The following is a 16,161-nucleotide window of genomic DNA, read 5'->3' on the forward strand; positions in this document are numbered from 1 at the left end:
ACGCAGCGACCAGGTCTCTCGGTTAACCTCACCCAGGGTGTCAGGACGGCACTGACGACGAGCCTGTACGAGGAGGGTGCGTGGCCAGCACCGCGCTGCGCGACGAGGTCGACTCGCCGACCCCCGCCGCACCCGATCCCGCCGCTGCGCCCAGCGCGACCCGCGCGATGCTGCGCCGTCGACTGCTCGGCAGGCCGCGGACGGCCCAGGAAAAGCTGTGGGCCTGGCTCGGCCCGGCCATCGTCACCGTCATCGGCGGCGTCCTGCGGTTCTGGGATCTCGGGCGTCCCCACCAGCTGGTCTTCGACGAGACCTACTACGTCAAGCAGGGCTGGTCGATGATCCGGTCCGGCACCGAGATGCGCGTGCCGTCCGACGTGAAGTCGCCCGACGCGCTGTTCACCAACGGCACGCCCGGCCTCGCGTACGGCACCGAGGGCGACCTGGTCGTCCACCCTCCCGTCGGCAAGTGGCTCATCGGCCTCGGCGAGAAGATGTTCGGGATCGACGACTCGTTCGGGTGGCGGTTCGCGGTCGCGCTGCTCGGCACGATCGCGATCTTCCTGGTCGGTCGCGCGGCCTGGCACCTGTTCCGGTCGGCGTTCCTCGCGACCGTCGCCTCGCTGCTGCTCGCCGTCGAGGGCATGGAGTTCGTTCACTCGCGCGTCGGCATCCTCGACGGCATCGTGATGTTCTGGGCGCTCGCGGCGTTCGTCGCGATCCTCGCCGACCGCGACTGGGCCCGCGTCCGCCTGGCCGACAAGGTCGCCGTGATGCGCGACGGCGGCACGTTCACCGGCTCCTCCCTGCTCGCCGGGCCGCGGCTCGGGTTGCGTCCGTGGCGCTGGGTCGCCGGCATCTGCCTCGGCCTCGGCATGGGCACCAAGTGGTCGGTCGGCTTCTACCTCGTGGCGTTCGGTCTCATGACGGTCTGGTGGGACCTCGGCGCCCGTCGAGCGGTCGGCGTACGCCGGTGGGTGTCGGCGACGTTCATCAAGGACGCGATCCCCGCGGCCGTCACGATGGTCGGGCTGACGCTCGTGACCTACCTGGTCACCTGGACCGGCTGGTTCCGCTCCACCGACGGCTACGACCGCCACTGGGCGCAGGACAACCCGGCCGTCAAGGACAACGGCCTCGCCGCCGACAGCTCGCTGTTCTCGTGGATGCCCGACTCGATGCGCTCGCTGTGGAAGTACCACACCGAGATGTACAACTCGGCCGCGAGCATCACCTCCAAGCACGACTACATGAGCAACCCGTGGTCGTGGATGATCCAGGGCCGGCCCACGTCGTACTTCTACGAGAGCCCCAAGCGCGGTCAGGAGGGCTGCGACGTCGACGCGTGCAGCAAGGCGATCACCTCGCTCGGCAACGTCTCGATCTGGTGGGTCGCGACCGCCGCGCTCGCCGTGCTGCTGTTCGCGTGGCTGCTGCGTCGCGACTGGCGGGCCGCCGCGATCCTCGGCGGCATCGCGGCCGGCTGGTTGCCCTGGTTCATGTACCAGGAGCGCACGATCTTCACGTTCTACGCGGTGGCCTTCGCCCCGTACGTCGTCCTCGCCGTGGTCTACGTCTGCGGCCTGGTGCTGGGCGGCGCTGATGCGAGCCCGCACCGGCGCAAGGTCGGACGGGCCGTCGTCGGCGGTTATGTCGCGCTCGCCGTCGCGTTCTTCGTGTTCTGGTGGCCGATCTACACCGCGCAGGTGATCCCGTACCAGCAGTGGAACGCCCACATGTGGTTCCCCAGCTGGATCTAGTGCCCGTACGCCGGTCGCGCCGGGCGGGCCGCTGGTCGGCACCCCTGTTCGACGCGCAGTGTGCACTGGTTCGTGTGGTGGACCAACCCCCGGCGAAAGTTGGCGAGCAGCACATCCATACGTGTGCGGCCCGCCACCTTTCGCCGAAGACCATCGCTGGTCGAGCAGACGACGTGGGTCGAGGAGCGCCGGAGCGTGCGGAGGCGCGTATCGAGGCCCGTCCAGCGCGAGCCGAGCCACCGCTGGTTGAGCCCGCCGCCGCTGGTTGAGCCGGGCGAGCCCCTTCCGGGGTCCCCGCGAAGTATCGGAGCGAGGAACGAGCGGAGAACTTCGTGGGGTGGAGGGGCGAGACCGTGTCGAAACCGCCGCGACCGCGGACGGCCGAGTCTCCCTGTGCGGCACCGGGTCTCGACAGGACCTCCGCTACGTGGGTCGCGTAGGCGAGGAACGAGCCGTATCGAGACCCGCTCCGGTCCGGCTCAACCAGCGCTACTGGCGGAAGGTGTCCAGGTGACCCGGCAGCAGCGCCTCGGCGAGGTCAGCGGACGCGTCGTACGGCACGTCGAGCACCTCGTACCGCTCCGCTCCCGCAGCCGTCGCGACGGTCAGGGTGGCGACGCCGGCGCGGCGCTGGAAGTACGAGCGACGCATGGTGACGCCGATGACGCCGCTGCGCTCGATGACCTCCGTGCCGCGCACGAGACTGCCCGAGCGCGCCACGAGGTAGCGGTCGGTCACCTGGTGCCCCAGCGAGCGCACGCGGTCAGCGGCCAGCAGCAGCGCCGCGAACACCGGCAGGACGGCCAGCAGCGCGAGCGCCGGGTGCACCAGGTAGCCGGCGACAGCGACGACCGCCGCCACGGCCAGGCCCCCGGTGAGAGCCCGGGTGTAGCGGCGCCGCGCCGCAGCAGGCCCGTGGCTGCGCAACGGCACGGCCAACGTGCCGGCTGCTCGCAGCACCCGATCGGCGACATCAGCGGCGACCACGCGCGGCGCCGGCGGCACGAGCAGCGAGCTCAACGCCTTGTCGTCGCTGCCCTTGAGGCCGGTGGTGATCGCCGACAGCCGCGCGCCGCCGACCGATCTCAACGCGAGCGACTCGCTCAGCTCGACCCCGCGAATCCGTTTCTCCTCCAACGTGATCGCGCGCGTCGTCAGCAACCCGCGGCTGACGTGCAGAGTGCCGCCCTGCGCGTGCCGGGTGAGCCGGAAGCCCCAGTAGAGCAGCACATAGCCCGCGAGCGAGAGCAGCACCACCAGCGCGGCGACGCCGATCACGAGCAGCAGCACCGCGATCCAGACACCGATGCGCTCGGCCTGGTCGAGTCCTTCGCGAACGGCGGCGTTCTCGTCGGGGTCGAACCCGATCTCGTTGAGCACCTGGAACCCGACACCGAGGATCGCCGCGGCCGCGATGACGCCGCTCGGCCCGAACGGCGCGAACCGGATCCACCGCGGGTCGAGACGAACGATCTCCTCCTCGAAAGCCGTTGGTTCTGAAGCAGATTCGTCGGGTACGCCGGCCGGCCGGCTCTCCCCGCCGGCCACCCCGCGTCTGCGGTGCAGCAGGTCACCGCGCAGTGCGGCCGCCTCGGCCGTGGTGAGGCCGTCGAGGGCGAGCTCGTTGTCGTCGGTGGCCGCCGCCGTACCGATCTTGACCTCGGCGAGCCCGAGCAGGCGATGCAGCGGCGAGGCCGTGACGTCGACGGTGCGGACCCGGTCGATCGGCGCGGTCTTGGTCGTACGACTCAGCAGGCCGTGCCGCAGCTGGACCTGCTCGTCGCTGAACCGGTAGCGCGTCGTGAACCAGCGCAGCAGACCGAGGCCGATCGCGAAGGCCGTACCGATCAGACCCCACCACCACTGGCCGCCGTTGCTGGTGGAGCCGGCGATGAGCAGGCCGATCACGGCGGGCAGGAACCGGATGAGCTCCTTGACCGGGTGCACGAGCATCATGCGGGTGCTGAGGCGGCGCCACTCGTCGGCATCGGGCGCATCCAGGGGCGCGGGCGGGCCGCCGTCGTACGCCGCCGGCTCTCCCCCGGGCCGGCCACCGTCGTACGGGCTGCTCACGTCGCGTCGTCCTGGGTGCGGTCGGTGACGACGGTGAGGTCGTGCACGAGCTGAGCCGCCACGTCGCGGTCGAGGCCCTCGATCCGCAGCGCCCCGGCGGACGACGCCGTCGTGACCGTGACGGTCGACAACCCGAACAGCTGGGCCAACGGGCCGCGCTCGGTGTCGACGGTCTGCACGCGCGAGATCGGGGCGATGCGCCGCTCCTGGGTGACCCACCCGCGCTGGGTGTAGACAGCGGTCGGCGAGACCTCCCACCGGTGCACGCGATAGCGCCACGCGGGGACGACGAGCAGCCCGCTGACCGCGAGCACCACGGTCAGCGCGATCAACGCCCACTGCCACCAGCGGCGTTCGTCGACCAGCACGAGTGCGACGACCTGCACGCCGAGCAGCACCAACCAGCCGAGACCCGACGACGTCGCCCAGTACGCCCGGGCGCGCGGGCTCACACGATGGGCGGGCTCACGCAGGTCCATGGCCTCACCTTCTCACGCACCCCCACCGCGGATTCGCAGGCGCGGCAACCGCATCCGAGGCTGCGCCGCGTGCCACTCTGACGAGATGTCCAACCAGCTCGGCAGTGGCCTCAAACCCCGCCACGTCACCATGATCTCGCTGGCCGGCGTCATCGGCGCCGGCCTGTTCGTCGGGTCCGCGAGCGCGATCCAGCTCGCCGGGCCGTCCGTGCTCATCTCCTACGCCCTCGCGGGCACGCTCGTCGTCCTCGTGATGCGGATGCTCGGCGAGATGGCGACGGCACACCCCGACACCGGGTCGTTCTCGACGTACGCCGACCGCGCCCTCGGTCGGTGGGCGGGCTTCTCGATCGGCTGGTTGTACTGGTGGTTCTGGGTGGTCGTGATCCCGGTCGAGGCGACGGCGGGCGCGTCCATCCTGTCGTCGTGGACCGACTGGCCGCAGTGGGTGTTCGCGCTGCTCATCACGGGCCTGCTGATGGTGACCAACCTGTTCAGCGTCGGCAACTACGGCGAGTTCGAGTTCTGGTTCGCGCTCATCAAGGTGGTCGCGATCGTCGCGTTCATCGTCATCGGTCTGCTCGCGGTCCTCGGGGCGCTGCCCGGCTCCCACACCTCGGGCGTCTCGCACCTGTGGTCGGACGGCTTCATGCCGGGCGGCGTCGGCGGCATCGTCGCGGCCATGCTCACGACGATGTTCACGTTCATGGGCACCGAGATCGTGACGATCGCGGCGGCCGAGTCGCCCGACCCGGTCGGCGGCATCCGCAAGGCGGTCAACTCGGTGATCTGGCGGATCAGCCTGTTCTACCTGGGCTCGATCTTCGTGGTGGTCGCCCTGGTCAGCTGGAAGGCACCCGGCCTGGTCGAGAAGGGTTCGTACCAGTTCGCGCTCGACCAGATGGGCCTCGGCGGGCTGTCGACCGTGCTCGACCTGGTCGTCCTCACGGCGGTCGCGTCCTGCCTGAACTCCGCGCTCTACACCGCCTCACGGATGGCGTTCTCGCTGTCGACCCGTGGTGACGCGCCGCGCGCCTGGTCGACGACGACCTCGCGCGGCGTACCCGCCTGGGCGATCGTGATGAGCACGCTGGTCGGCTTCCTCGGCGTCCTCGGCAACTACCTCCTGCCCGACAAGATCTTCGGCTACCTGCTCGCCAGCTCGGGTGCGATCCACTGTTCGTCTACATCGTGATCGCCGCCTCACAGCTGCGGATGCGCCGCCAGCTCGACGCCGAGGGCCGCACGCCACCCGTACGCATGTGGGCCTACCCCGGGCTGACCTGGGTGACGATCGCGTTCATCGTCGCGGTGCTCGTGACGATGGCGATCCGTGACGGTCAGCGCCTCGAGCTGTGGCTGTCGATCGCGGTGGCGGCCGTGATCGTCGCCGCCGGAGTCCTCAAGCACGGCGTACGCCGACCGGTCCTGAGCCCGAGGACGCCGGCGTACGCCCCGGCTGAGTAGTACTGCGCATCCGCGACCGACGCCTCGCACCGACGATGGCGCCATGAACGAACCTCATCCCTCCGCGCGCCGCGTCGTGCTGTGGTCGACCGTCATTGCGGTCCTTGTCGGCTGGACGGTGCTCGCCGGATGGGCAGTCGCCATCGGCTGGTTCGCTGCAGCGGACACCCGGTGCGGCGTGCACACCGCTGACCCACAGGTCGACATGACCGGCGGATGGATCGTCATCGGGGCCGCGCTCCTGTGGGTCGTTCCGTTCGTCGCTGGTGCCGCATGGTTCCGCAACCCCGTCTGGATCATGCTGGCGTCAGCATCGATCACCATGAGCGCGTTGGTGGTGATCTACATGTTCGCAACGCCGTCGGCCTTCTGCATGTAGCCCCGCGATGGCGTGACCTCCTCGCGAACGCCCGTCCTGCAGGTCGAGCGCGGCCGAGGTCATCGGGGCGTCGCGAGGTGCTCGCGTCAGCCGGCGCAAGCGCCACACGACGCCGGTTTCAGGTTGGCGCTGGGGCGGTGTTATCGTTGCTCCCGCTCTGGGGCTGTGGCGCAGTTGGTAGCGCGTCTCGTTCGCAATGAGAAGGTCAGGGGTTCGAATCCCCTCAGCTCCACTAGCATCGACGAAGCCCGTCGGACCACACGGTCCGGCGGGCTTCGTCTCTGTCAGCCGTGCGTGCAGCGCGGGGGACCGTGCTCGTGGGCGCCCTATCGTGGCGGGATGACGGGATCGATCAGGACGGCTCGGGTGTACGACGACCGCACGGCTGACGACGGCCGGCGCCTCCTCGTCGACCGCCTCTGGCCGCGCGGCATCCGCAAGGACGACCCGCGCATCGACGAGTGGGTCAAGGAGGTCGCGCCGTCGAACGACCTGCGCCGGTGGTACGGCCACGAGCCGGAGCGGTTCAAGGAGTTCCGCCGCAGGTACGAGCACGAGCTGGCCGCGCCCGAGCGCGCGGCGGCTCTCGACGACCTACGACGGCAAGCCGACGAGGGGCCGGTCACGCTGGTGACCGCGACCAACGAGCTCGACCGGAGCCACCTCGCCGTCCTGGCCGACCTGCTCAACGGACCCTGAGAATTGGCTCTTGCGCGGTAGCCACAGATGAGCGAGCACACTCCTCAGTTGAGTCCCTGATAGTGGTGTAGCGCGGTCGCTGGCCATCGTTGACGAGTTGGTCGTGGACGTGGGTGCGGCCACCGCGTGATCCTTCGAGTGAACCTCTCACAGCACTCTCGAATGGAGTCATCACGATGACCGCACCACACATTGTCGACCCTGGCGGCCTGCTGGGTGAAGCCCTGTCCGAGGCCTCCCTGAACCGCCCCGGGGTTTCCGGACACTTCGTGTTGTGTCTCTACCCGGACGGGATGAGACGGTTTCGTGCAGCGTAGTGGGCTGATTCGACCTCGATGGGTGTCAGGTCGTCGATGGACTCGTGGGGTCGGTCGTGGTTGAACCAGTGGACCCACTGCAGGGTGTCGAGCTCGACGTGCTCGACATCGCGCCACGGCCCGTCGGGACGGATCAGCTCGGTCTTGTACGCGCCGATCTGGGACTCAGCCATCGCGTTGTCGTAGGCGTCGCCCACCGAACCCACTGATGCGTCCACGCCGGCGTCAATCAGCCTGGTAGTGAAGGCGAAAGAGGTGTACTGGCTGCCGGCGTCGGTGTGGTGCACCAGCCCGGTCAGGTCGTCCACGCCGTGCTGGCGGCGTGACCAGATCGCGTGCTCGAGGGTGTCCAGCACCAGCTGGGTGCTCATGCTGGTGGCCGCGCGCCAGCCGACGATCATCCGGGAGTAGACGTCGATGACGAACGCGACGTAGACGGTCCCGGACCAGGTCGCGACATAGGTGAAGTCAGCGACCCACAGCCGGTTCGGGGCCGAGGCGGTGAAGTCTCGCTGGACCAGATCCGCCGCTCGGGCATCGCGCGGGTCAGCGATGGTGGTCCGCACCTGCTTGCCCCGCAGTGCGCCCTGCCAGCCGTTCGCGGCCATCACTCGCTCCACGGTGCACCGGGCCACGTCATGGCCCTGCCTGCGCAGGTGCAACCACATCTTGCGCGCACCGAACCGGGTCACGAACCGCTGCTGACGCGCGGACCGGATCAGCTCGCCGACCTGCGCATCGCGCAGCGTCCGCGCTGAGGGCGCCCGATCGCGGGCCTCGTAGTACGTCGACGGGGCGATCTTGACGCCGTGCTCGCACAGCACTCGACAGATCGGCTCGACCCCGAACTCCTCACGATGAGTGTCGATGAACTCGGTCAGTACCTGGGTGGGCGGTCGAGCTCCGCCGCGAAGAAAGCCGACGCTGACTTCAAGATCTCGTTCGCCCGGCGCAGCTCGGCGTTCTCCTTCTTCAACGCCCGGATCTCCTCCAGCTCCTGGGTCGTGCGACCCGGTCGGGTCCCGCCATCGACCTGGGCCTGGCGAACCCACTTACGCAGGGTCTCGGGAGACCCGATGCCCAGTCGAGCCGCGATCGTGCGGATCGCTTCGAACTCGCTGGTGTACTCGCCGGCGGCGACTGACTCCGTCACCATCCGGACCGCACGCTCCCGCAGCTCACGCGGGTACTTCGAGGGACGTGCCATGACTTCATCCTCCAGTAATGAAGTCTCCGGACATCCCGGGGCGGTTCACCCCGGATCTGATGCGTTCGTTGTTGCAGCAGGTCATCAACGCGTTGCTGTCCGCGGACGCTGACGCGGTCGTGGGCGCCGAGTACGGCCGCCCCTCACCGGCCCGCACGGCGCAACGTAACGGGTACCGGCACCGGGACCTGGATACCCGGGTCGGCACGATCGATGTCGCGGTCCCCAAGCTGCGCACCGGGACCTACTTCCCGGAGTGGCTGCTGGAACGCAGGAAGCGGGCGGAGTCCGCTTTGATCACCGTCGTCGCGGACTGCTACCTCGCCGGGGTGTCCACCCGCCGCATGGACAAGCTCGTCAAGACCTTGGGGATCGACGGGTTGTCCAAGTCGCAGGTCTCCAGGATGGCGACCGAGCTGGATGAGCACGTCGACTCCTTCCGGCACCGACCCCTCGGTGAGGCGGGACCATTCACGTTCGTGGCCGCGGACGCGCTGACGATGAAGGTCCGCGAGGGCGGCCGGGTCATCAACGCCGTGGTGCTGATCGCGACCGGCGTCAACGACGACGGGCACCGCGAGGTCCTGGGCCTGCGGGTAGCGACCGCGGAGACCGGTGCGGCGTGGAATGAGTTCTTCGCCGACCTGACCGCGCGCGGCCTGACCGGGGTACGGCTGGTCACCTCCGATGCCCACCGCGGCCTGGTCGAAGCCGTCGCAGCGAACCTGCCCGGTGCCACCTGGCAACGCTGCCGCACCCACTACGCCGCGAACCTCATGTCAGTGACACCGAAATCGATGTGGCCGGCGGTCAAGGCGATGCTGCACAGCGTCTACGACCAACCCGACGCCGACGCCGTCCAGGCCCAGTTCGACCGGCTCATCGAGTACACCGCCGAGAAGCTGCCCGAGGTCGCCGCCCACCTCGGTGACGCCCGCGAGGACATCCTCGCGTTCACCGCGTTCCCCAAGGACGTGTGGACCCAGATCTGGTCCAACAACCCCGCCGAACGCCTCAACCGCGAGATCCGCCGCCGCACCGACGCCGTCGGGATCTTCCCCACCCGCGCCGCGATCGTGCGCCTGGTCGGCGCAGTCCTGGCCGAGCAGACCGACGAATGGGCCGAAGGCCGCCGCTACCTCGGACTGGACCTCCTGGCCCGCTGCCGCATCACCATCATCCCCACCACCGAACCCGACACAGGAGTGAACGACCTACCCGCACTGACCGCCTAAACCCCAAGCAAGAGGAGAACGCAGCGCTACACCACCACGAGGGACTTGACCCACTCCTCAGCGTTTCGCGCCAAACCCTCAACCAATTTCGTCAAGCGCACGCTCAATGTCCAGAGGGTCTCTACTGGCATCAACTGCTGCCCCTGCGCAGCGCTCTAGCTCGGTATTCGAAGCGGCCGCATGAACAATCTGCGCCGACGCTGCACGTACCTCAACGAGAAGAGTGCCTAGCAACACGAATAACACTATCCCCGCCCCAGCGAACAACGCCACTCGGATCCCTCCATGTTCAGCGCGCACATTCAGGGCAAGCGCAATGAAGAACAGCGGCATCCACGGAATCAAACCGCACGACAATCGGACGTCAGTCAGTCGCCGAATCAGAGAGGTCTCCCCAACTTCATCCCCCAAGGAGAATATCTCGCCGCGCGACCATTGCATACAATCCCTCAAAAACATCCTGAACGCAAAGGCTCGATCTTCAAAATCGAGATCCTGATATCGAGAAATGCCCTCCATCTTCCGCTGGAGGATCGCTACATCGCGACGTGCCAACGGGCATCGCACTCGCTCCAAGACACCCCAGGAACTCACCTGCTGGTCGAACGGAATACCTCGAAGCGCTAGACGTAAGATGCATGAGAGCGTCGCTACCGCGAAGTCACACCACCAACCACCAACAAGGACAACCGCAAACAACGCGGCGACCCAGACCCCGGGCTTGCCAATTGCACTAACAAGTTCCTCCAGGCGCGCGCCGAATATTGGACCGCGCGCCTCTGGTCGAGCGCAATAGGCCAGCGCACCGAAGGCGACGATAACGGCGCCGACAAGAACGGACGCGCGCATATACCGAAACTCGTACGCGAGACCAGACAGACGATCTAACACAACTTCGTCACCTTAGGCCGAACTTCCTCGACCACGCATGAGTAAGTGCGTTATGCAGGACGAGGGATCCCTGAGTTTTCAAGTCGACGTCATCACGGCGATGGTAGAAGACCATGTAGCGCTCGCCCCCGTTGTCAAATAAATTACCAACCGCGCCCGCATAGAAGAAAAGCTTGAGAAGGGAGTCTGATTTCGCCTCTAGTCCCGGCGTGTCTCGCGCAATCGCCGCGCGAAAGTCTGTGCGCGTGAACTTCGAACCTTCCATCAGCTTAAGGGCCCTCAGCGCGGCTTCCGTTTCACTCGGACCGCCTTCATACCCCGCAAATTCACCGCGTACGGCATCCACAAAATACTTTGTCGAATACTGCAGAACACCCTCTCGAACGACCCTGTCGGCAATCGTGCTACCACCAGAAGGTCGCCCCTGAGCCTCTTCGACCCGCCGAATATATTCCAATAACTGCAACATATCACGGGGCGTGTGGCGCGTTAGATTGAGAAGATACTTCAGCCTCGGCGTCGTACGGCGTCCGCGCCGACTTCTGCCCAATTCTATTCGCCGAGGAAAGTACGACAGGAAGTCGATCTCTCCGCCACGTTCCTGACCTGCCTTCCGGTTTATTAGGCGTACGAGAGGCGCCGACTCCCCTGCGGCCCCGGATAGAATTCTCCAATCTAGATCGTACGCGAAATCACGCATCTTATGGGCATCGGGAAGGCGAGAAGATACTCTCGAGAAGATATCGTTGCGCAACAGAAGCACAATTGTCCCCGTTGCGCTGTGCTGCTTGAATCCCAGATTCAAGTCATGCGCTGCCTGAACGAGTGCGGATATCGATTCGTCGTACCGCGAATCATTCAGGAAAATCGAATCGAGGCCGTCCAGAAGCAGGATGTGTCGGCGTTTAGACCGAAGGGACTTCGCCCATTTTTCTAGATGGGGAGTCAGAGTGAAAATATTGAGAGGACGACCTCCCTCGTTTCGAAATAGCGCGCCCATTTGCGCGGTTTCGAGCGAGTATGATGCTTTGCTTACTCCCAGCAGTACTTGGCCGGAACCATCCCCAATAAAACCGGCATCCCGAAGCGTCCGGACGACCCGTCGAATCTCGCGGAGCGACGGGACTTGAACCGATGAGTCGGTTAACGCTACATCTAAGTAGCTTGCGAGAAGGATGAACTTCCACGCATTGTACGTCCTGGCTGCGCCCGGATCCTGGCCCGTGTCGAGTTGTGGAATCTCGGCGAGGGGAAGCGACGAGGCGTTCCGCATTCGTGCAAAGTGTACCTCCCCGCTGCCCTTCTCGATGTAGACGCCGAGGGCCGATTTTCCAGTACCCTTCGGACCCAGGATAAGCGTCTTTTCGCCAGAAACGACCTGGCCGACGGCACCATCCAAGTCGACGTAGCTGCGCATGAACTCGTCACGGCGCTCGAGGGCTTCGTGGACAGAATCACTCTTGCCGAAGTAGAGGTCCGCGAAATTTGGACGCATCATCATCCCCCAACCATCTCAACGACAGCCCGCCCTCGACTTGCGCGGCCGACCGGTCGACGTCGCCACTAATGTGAGGTATTAGACCACAGCGGTTCGGTCGAGCCCGGCCCCAAGTGAGTGGCCAAACCCCAGACCTCAGCCGAGCATCGGGATTGAGGACCAGGCGCGCAACCGGTGTTCCCCAGCCTCAGCCTTCGAGTGGCCAGCCCTTGAACGCCAGGCGTGCTCGCACCCGGTCGATGTCGGACTCGGCCGGCATGTCGTTGGTGACCTTGGTGATGAGCACCTGCGCGTCGACCGCGCTGATCGGTGAGCGCGGACCGTCCGCGCCGCCCTCGGCCGCGATCAGCTCGCGACAGATCTGCTTGACCTCGTCATCGGTCAGGCGGCGACGCAGCAGCGCCAGCAGCGGCTGGTAGTCGACGGACGGCACGCCCTCCGGGTAGCCCTCGCGCAACCAGTCGACGACGCGGCGCAGCAGTGCCGGCCGCTCGCTCGCCGGAGTGCTCGGTCCGAGGACGTCGGTGGCGATCGACGGCGTCCGACCGGCGTACTCCTCGTCGACGGTCGGCGCTGCAGGAACAGCCGGGCCCGGGTCCGCAGGCGGCTCGGCACCGACCGAGCTCTCGGCAGGATCCGCCTCTGGTACGCCGGTGGCGGCCCGCGCATCGGACACCGCCGGCGAGCTGCCACCCGCCAGGGGCCAGCCCACCGCGGCGAGCCGGGCGGCGACAGCGCGCACGTCGTCGTCGCTCGGCGGGGCCTGCTTGACCTCCTCGATCGCCGAGTCGACCTCCTCGACCGAGATCACCCGGTCGGTGCGCTCGGCGACCAGCTGCTGCACGACCTGCTCGACCTCGCGCGGGCCGAGCGTGTGGGTGAGCAGCGCGAGCAGCGGGTGGTAGTCCTTGGCGGGTACGCCGTCGGGATAGCCCGCGCGCAGCCAGCCCAGGATCGCCGCGATCGGGCCGCTCACTTGGCGTCCCCGAACGGCTTCCAGCCGAAGTAGTGGTCCAGGCTCTTCTTGGTGATCCACAGCACCGCGACCGCGATGACCAGCAGGACGATCGCGAAGACCACGTAAGCCGCGACCGTGAGGGCTGGGTTGCGACGGCGTACGACGGTGCCGTCGGCCGCGACCTCGCCGCTGCCGTCACTCCACAGCCGCACCCCGCCGGCGAACAGCGCCGGCAGGCCCGCGCCGAAGATCAGACCGGCGACGAGGACCTTCATCGTCGACTCGGCCATGCCGCTCCAGTCCAGGTTCATCGCGTCGCCTTCTCGTCCGAGGGGGAGGTCGCGGTGGCCAGGTCGTCGAGGTCGACGCCGTCCCACTCGTCGTTGACGTTGCTGTGGTCGACCTTCTGCTTCTGGCTGCGCAGGTACATGTACGCCGACAGCGCCACCAGGATGACGAAGATGGTGATCGCCCCGGGCACCCCGCCGATCAGGTGAGCCAGCCCGTAGCAGGCCGCGCCGACCAGGCCCGCCGCCGGCAGGGTGGTGAGCCAGGCGGCGACCATGCGGCCGGCGACGCCCCAGCGCACCTGAGCGCCCGGCTTGCCGACGCCCGAACCGAGGATCGAGCCGGTCGCGACGTGGGTGGTCGACAGCGCCATGCCGAAGTGGCTGGAGGTCAGGATGATCGCGGCGGACGAGGCCTCGGCCGCCATGCCCTGAGGCGACTCGATCTCGACCAGACCCTTGCCGAGCGTACGGATGATGCGCCAACCGCCGAGGTAGGTGCCGAGCGCGATCGCCAGCGCGCAGCTGAAGATCACCCAGACGGGCAGCCCGTCGTTCTCGATGCCGTCGGCGGTGAGCGTGCCGTGCGCGATCAGAGCCAGCGCGATGACACCCATCGTCTTCTGAGCGTCGCCCGTGCCGTGCGCGAGCGACACGAGCGAGGCCGTGCCGACCTGGCCCCAGCGGAAGCCCTCGTTCTTCTTGTCGGCCCGCGCCTTGGCCACGATGGCGTAGACGCTGAACGTGCCGATCGCGGCGATGAGGCCGGCAATGACCGGCGACAGCAGCGCCGGGATGAGCACCTTGGAGAAGATGCCGTTCCAGTTGATCGTGACCGCGCCCGCGAGGCCGGCGCCGATCAGGCCGCCGAACAGGGCGTGCGAGCTGCTGCTCGGCAGGCCCAGCAGCCAGGTCAGCAGGTTCCACAGGATGCCGCCGATGAGTCCGGCGAAGATGATCATCATCGCCTTCTCGGCATCGAGGCCCTGGACGAGATCGCCGCTCTTGGTCTGGATCTTCAGGACGTCCTTGGTGATGGTCGCCGCGACCTCGACGGACAGGAAAGCCCCGACCAGGTTGAGGACCGCTGACAGCGCCACCGCGACCTTGGGCTTCAGAGCGCCGGTGGCGATGGAGGTGGCCATCGCGTTGCCGGTGTCGTGGAAGCCGTTGGTGAAGTCGAATCCGAGGGCCGTGATGACCACCAGGATCAGGATGAACAACTCACCGCTCATGGTCACGAGTGTCCTCGTCCGTCAGGGGCGTCGTCCAGACGAGAAGGGCCTCGGATGACGCACACGATGCATTGTTTGTCAACGTGTTACCGGGACGCCTTGTGGGCGTCGTTCGTACGCCGGTCACGCGTCCGCCTCGCCCGCGCCGGTGATCCGGTCGAGCTCTGCGAGGTCGGCCGGCGTCGGGTCGAACCGCAGCGCCGCGGCGTTGGTCCGCACCTGGTCGCCGGACGTGGCGCCGGAGATCACCGAGCCCACCGCGGGCTGTGCCGCGAGCCCGCCGATCGCGACGTCGAGCACCGAGAGGTCGCGATCGGCGGCGTACGCCTCGAGCGCCTCGATACGGTCCCAGTCGGCGTCGGCGAGCCACTGGGCCCGGCTCGGGTCGAGCGCCGCGCGCGAGCCGTCGGGAGCAGCCTGGCCGCGGCGGTACTTGCCGGTGAGCAGGCCGTACTCCAGCGGGAAGAACGGCAGCAGGCCGAGCCCGAACGTCTCGGCGGCGGGCACGACCTCGTCCTCGACGGTGCGGTCGAGCAGCGAGTAGCGGTTCTGCACCGAGACGAACCGCTCGTACCCGCTGGTGCGCGCGGTCCAGTCGGCGTCGGCGACCTGCCAGCCCGCGACGTTGGAGCAGCCGAGGTAGAGCACCTTGCCCTCCTGGACGAGCTCGGTCAGCGCACCGAGGGTCTCCTCGATCGGCGTGACCGGGTCGGGGCGGTGCAGCTGGTAGAGGTCGATGTGGTCGGTCTGCAGTCGCCGCAGCGACGCCTCGACCGCGCGCCGGATGTAGCGCCGCGACCCGCGTACGCCGTGGTCGGCACCGTTGGCGCCCTGCATGTCCATGCCGAACTTGGTGGCGAGCACGAACTCGTCGCGCTGCCCCTGCAGCGCGTCGCCGAGCAGCGTCTCGGAGCCACCGGGCGGGTTGCCGTAGATGTCGGCCGTGTCGAGCAGGGTCACGCCCACGTCGCGCGCGGCGCCCAGGATGTCGCGCACACCGGCCGCGTCCACGCGACGGCTGAACGCGTTGCAGCCGATCCCCACCGCGCTGACCATCAGACCCGAGTCGCCCAACGGGCGGTACGTCATGTCACTCACGTACGACGACGGTACCTGCGGCGCCGGACCTTCCCCTGGGCGGCCGGGCTCCATAGTGTGACCGGCATGGCTGACTACACCGATCAGGAGAAGGACGTCATTCGTCGCGCCGCTTTCGGCGCCATCGCTCTGGTGTCGAAGGCTGACCCGGGGTTCTTCGCGACGTTCAAGGAGAGCGCGGCCGGGTCGAAGGTCCTCGCCACCGCGCCCGAGACGATCAAGCAGCTGTTCAAGGGCGGCCTGGTCGGGCCGCCCTCCGGCGGCAGCGCCGCCGAGATCGAGCAGGCCATTCTCGGCGACGTGCAGCAGGCCGTGCAGATCCTCGCCAAGGACCCTGCCGACCGGCAGGCGTTCACCGACGTCATCACCAAGGCCTGCCAGCAGGTGGCCGAGGCGTCCAGGAGCGTCGCGCCCGCCGAGCAGGACGCGATCGCCAAGGTCAACCAGGCCCTGGGCGCGGCAGGTACGCCGACCCCGCAGGCCGAGGCGGGCGCCGCGCCCAAGCCCGGTCCGCCGCCCAGCGCCCCGCCCGCCTGACGGCCTCCCCTCGTACGAAACCGTCTGTCCGGCAGTGCATG

Annotated in this window: 14 protein-coding genes, 1 tRNA gene, 1 pseudogene and 1 other annotated feature; of the genes and pseudogenes, 7 read left to right on the forward strand and 9 right to left on the reverse strand. The window is 67.7% G+C overall.

Annotated features, from left to right (window positions below; genetic code table 11):
- Positions 1–167 precede the first annotated feature (167 nt).
- Positions 168–1,760 carry a dolichyl-phosphate-mannose--protein mannosyltransferase gene (locus VV01_RS14165; protein ID WP_050671950.1) on the forward strand — a complete coding sequence of 531 codons (1,593 nt, stop codon included), beginning with the start codon at positions 168–170 and terminating at the stop codon, positions 1,758–1,760.
- A 489-nt stretch (positions 1,761–2,249) separates the two neighbouring features.
- On the opposite strand, the gene VV01_RS14170 is transcribed toward VV01_RS14165, so the two are convergent.
- Complete coding sequence (locus VV01_RS14170) at positions 2,250–3,833, reverse strand: PH domain-containing protein (protein WP_050670447.1); 1,584 nt, start codon at positions 3,831–3,833, stop codon at positions 2,250–2,252.
- A complete protein-coding gene (locus tag VV01_RS14175; RefSeq protein WP_050670448.1) occupies positions 3,830–4,312 on the reverse strand; it encodes a PH domain-containing protein in 483 nt (160 codons plus the stop codon). Before VV01_RS14175 ends, VV01_RS14170 begins: the two co-directional genes overlap by 4 nt.
- 130 nt (positions 4,313–4,442) lie before the next feature.
- Between VV01_RS14175 and VV01_RS14180 the strand changes: the two are divergent.
- The 4 genes and pseudogenes from VV01_RS14180 to VV01_RS14195 all read left to right on the forward strand — a co-directional run bounded on the left by VV01_RS14180 (position 4,443) and on the right by VV01_RS14195 (position 6,857).
- Positions 4,443–5,779: pseudogene (locus VV01_RS14180) on the forward strand (amino acid permease).
- A 43-nt stretch (positions 5,780–5,822) separates the two neighbouring features.
- Positions 5,823–6,158, forward strand: a complete 336-nt coding sequence (locus VV01_RS14185; protein WP_050670449.1) for a hypothetical protein — start codon at positions 5,823–5,825, stop codon at positions 6,156–6,158.
- A gap of 159 nt (positions 6,159–6,317) precedes the next feature.
- Positions 6,318–6,390: transfer RNA gene (locus VV01_RS14190), tRNA-Ala, on the forward strand.
- A gap of 107 nt (positions 6,391–6,497) precedes the next feature.
- Positions 6,498–6,857 (forward strand): DUF488 domain-containing protein, encoded by a 360-nt coding sequence (locus VV01_RS14195; protein ID WP_050670450.1) that lies wholly within the window; start codon positions 6,498–6,500, stop codon positions 6,855–6,857.
- Between the two features lie 280 nt (positions 6,858–7,137).
- On the opposite strand, the gene VV01_RS14200 is transcribed toward VV01_RS14195, so the two are convergent.
- Positions 7,138–8,381 (reverse strand): IS3 family transposase gene (locus VV01_RS14200; protein ID WP_157508676.1). Its coding sequence is split into 2 segments (ribosomal slippage): positions 7,138–8,093 and positions 8,093–8,381, totalling 1,245 coding nucleotides; the frame shifts between segments, so codons are not numbered across the junction.
- Positions 7,966–8,094, reverse strand: a sequence feature (AL1L pseudoknot). (Overlaps the previous gene by 129 nt.)
- 17 nt (positions 8,382–8,398) lie before the next feature.
- On the opposite strand from VV01_RS14200, the gene VV01_RS14210 reads away from it, so the two are divergent.
- A complete protein-coding gene (locus VV01_RS14210; RefSeq protein ID WP_050670451.1) occupies positions 8,399–9,616 on the forward strand; it encodes an IS256 family transposase in 1,218 nt (405 codons plus the stop codon).
- A 78-nt stretch (positions 9,617–9,694) separates the two neighbouring features.
- Here VV01_RS14210 and VV01_RS23380 read toward each other — a convergent pair whose 3' ends face one another.
- The 6 genes from VV01_RS23380 to VV01_RS14230 form a co-directional block, all read right to left on the reverse strand.
- Positions 9,695–10,507: a hypothetical protein gene (locus VV01_RS23380; protein ID WP_157508846.1), complete on the reverse strand. Its 813-nt coding sequence runs from the start codon at positions 10,505–10,507 to the stop codon at positions 9,695–9,697.
- Positions 10,508–10,514: 7 nt separating this feature from the next.
- Complete coding sequence (locus tag VV01_RS23385) at positions 10,515–12,008, reverse strand: P-loop ATPase, Sll1717 family (protein WP_157508847.1); 1,494 nt, start codon at positions 12,006–12,008, stop codon at positions 10,515–10,517.
- A 184-nt stretch (positions 12,009–12,192) separates the two neighbouring features.
- Positions 12,193–12,981 carry a DUF3349 domain-containing protein gene (locus tag VV01_RS24400; protein WP_231635242.1) on the reverse strand — a complete coding sequence of 263 codons (789 nt, stop codon included), beginning with the start codon at positions 12,979–12,981 and terminating at the stop codon, positions 12,193–12,195.
- Positions 12,978–13,274, reverse strand: coding sequence for a hypothetical protein (locus tag VV01_RS14220; protein WP_050670452.1), 297 nt, complete (start codon positions 13,272–13,274; stop codon positions 12,978–12,980). The genes VV01_RS24400 and VV01_RS14220 overlap by 4 nt, the downstream gene beginning before the upstream one ends.
- Entirely contained in the window at positions 13,271–14,485 is a 1,215-nt protein-coding gene (locus VV01_RS14225) for an inorganic phosphate transporter (RefSeq protein WP_050671952.1), read from the reverse strand. The genes VV01_RS14220 and VV01_RS14225 overlap by 4 nt, the downstream gene beginning before the upstream one ends.
- A 123-nt stretch (positions 14,486–14,608) precedes the next feature.
- The gene (locus tag VV01_RS14230) at positions 14,609–15,574 is read right to left on the reverse strand and encodes an aldo/keto reductase (RefSeq protein ID WP_050670453.1); all 966 of its coding nucleotides are present in this window, start codon (positions 15,572–15,574) and stop codon (positions 14,609–14,611) included.
- Positions 15,575–15,649: 75 nt separating this feature from the next.
- Between VV01_RS14230 and VV01_RS14235 the strand changes: the two genes are divergently transcribed.
- Complete coding sequence (locus VV01_RS14235; RefSeq protein ID WP_050670454.1) at positions 15,650–16,120, forward strand: hypothetical protein; 471 nt, start codon at positions 15,650–15,652, stop codon at positions 16,118–16,120.
- Positions 16,121–16,161 lie beyond the last annotated feature (41 nt).

Origin of the sequence: Luteipulveratus halotolerans (assembly GCF_001247745.1) — a bacterium.
Classification (GTDB): domain Bacteria; phylum Actinomycetota; class Actinomycetes; order Actinomycetales; family Dermatophilaceae; genus Luteipulveratus; species Luteipulveratus halotolerans.

Excerpts from the sequence above, each read along its gene's own strand:
- VV01_RS14165 (WP_050671950.1), top strand. The coding sequence starts at position 168 with ATGCTGCGCCGTCGACTGCTCGGCAGGCCGCGGACGGCCCAGGAAAAG.
- VV01_RS14175 (WP_050670448.1), bottom strand. The coding sequence starts at position 4,312 with ATGGACCTGCGTGAGCCCGCCCATCGTGTGAGCCCGCGCGCCCGGGCG.
- VV01_RS14185 (WP_050670449.1), top strand. The coding sequence starts at position 5,823 with ATGAACGAACCTCATCCCTCCGCGCGCCGCGTCGTGCTGTGGTCGACC.
- VV01_RS14195 (WP_050670450.1), top strand. The coding sequence starts at position 6,498 with ATGACGGGATCGATCAGGACGGCTCGGGTGTACGACGACCGCACGGCT.
- VV01_RS14210 (WP_050670451.1), top strand. The coding sequence starts at position 8,399 with ATGAAGTCTCCGGACATCCCGGGGCGGTTCACCCCGGATCTGATGCGT.
- VV01_RS23385 (WP_157508847.1), bottom strand. The coding sequence starts at position 12,008 with ATGATGATGCGTCCAAATTTCGCGGACCTCTACTTCGGCAAGAGTGAT.
- VV01_RS14220 (WP_050670452.1), bottom strand. The coding sequence starts at position 13,274 with ATGAACCTGGACTGGAGCGGCATGGCCGAGTCGACGATGAAGGTCCTC.
- VV01_RS14225 (WP_050671952.1), bottom strand. The coding sequence starts at position 14,485 with ATGAGCGGTGAGTTGTTCATCCTGATCCTGGTGGTCATCACGGCCCTC.
- VV01_RS14230 (WP_050670453.1), bottom strand. The coding sequence starts at position 15,574 with ATGACGTACCGCCCGTTGGGCGACTCGGGTCTGATGGTCAGCGCGGTG.
- VV01_RS14235 (WP_050670454.1), top strand. The coding sequence starts at position 15,650 with ATGGCTGACTACACCGATCAGGAGAAGGACGTCATTCGTCGCGCCGCT.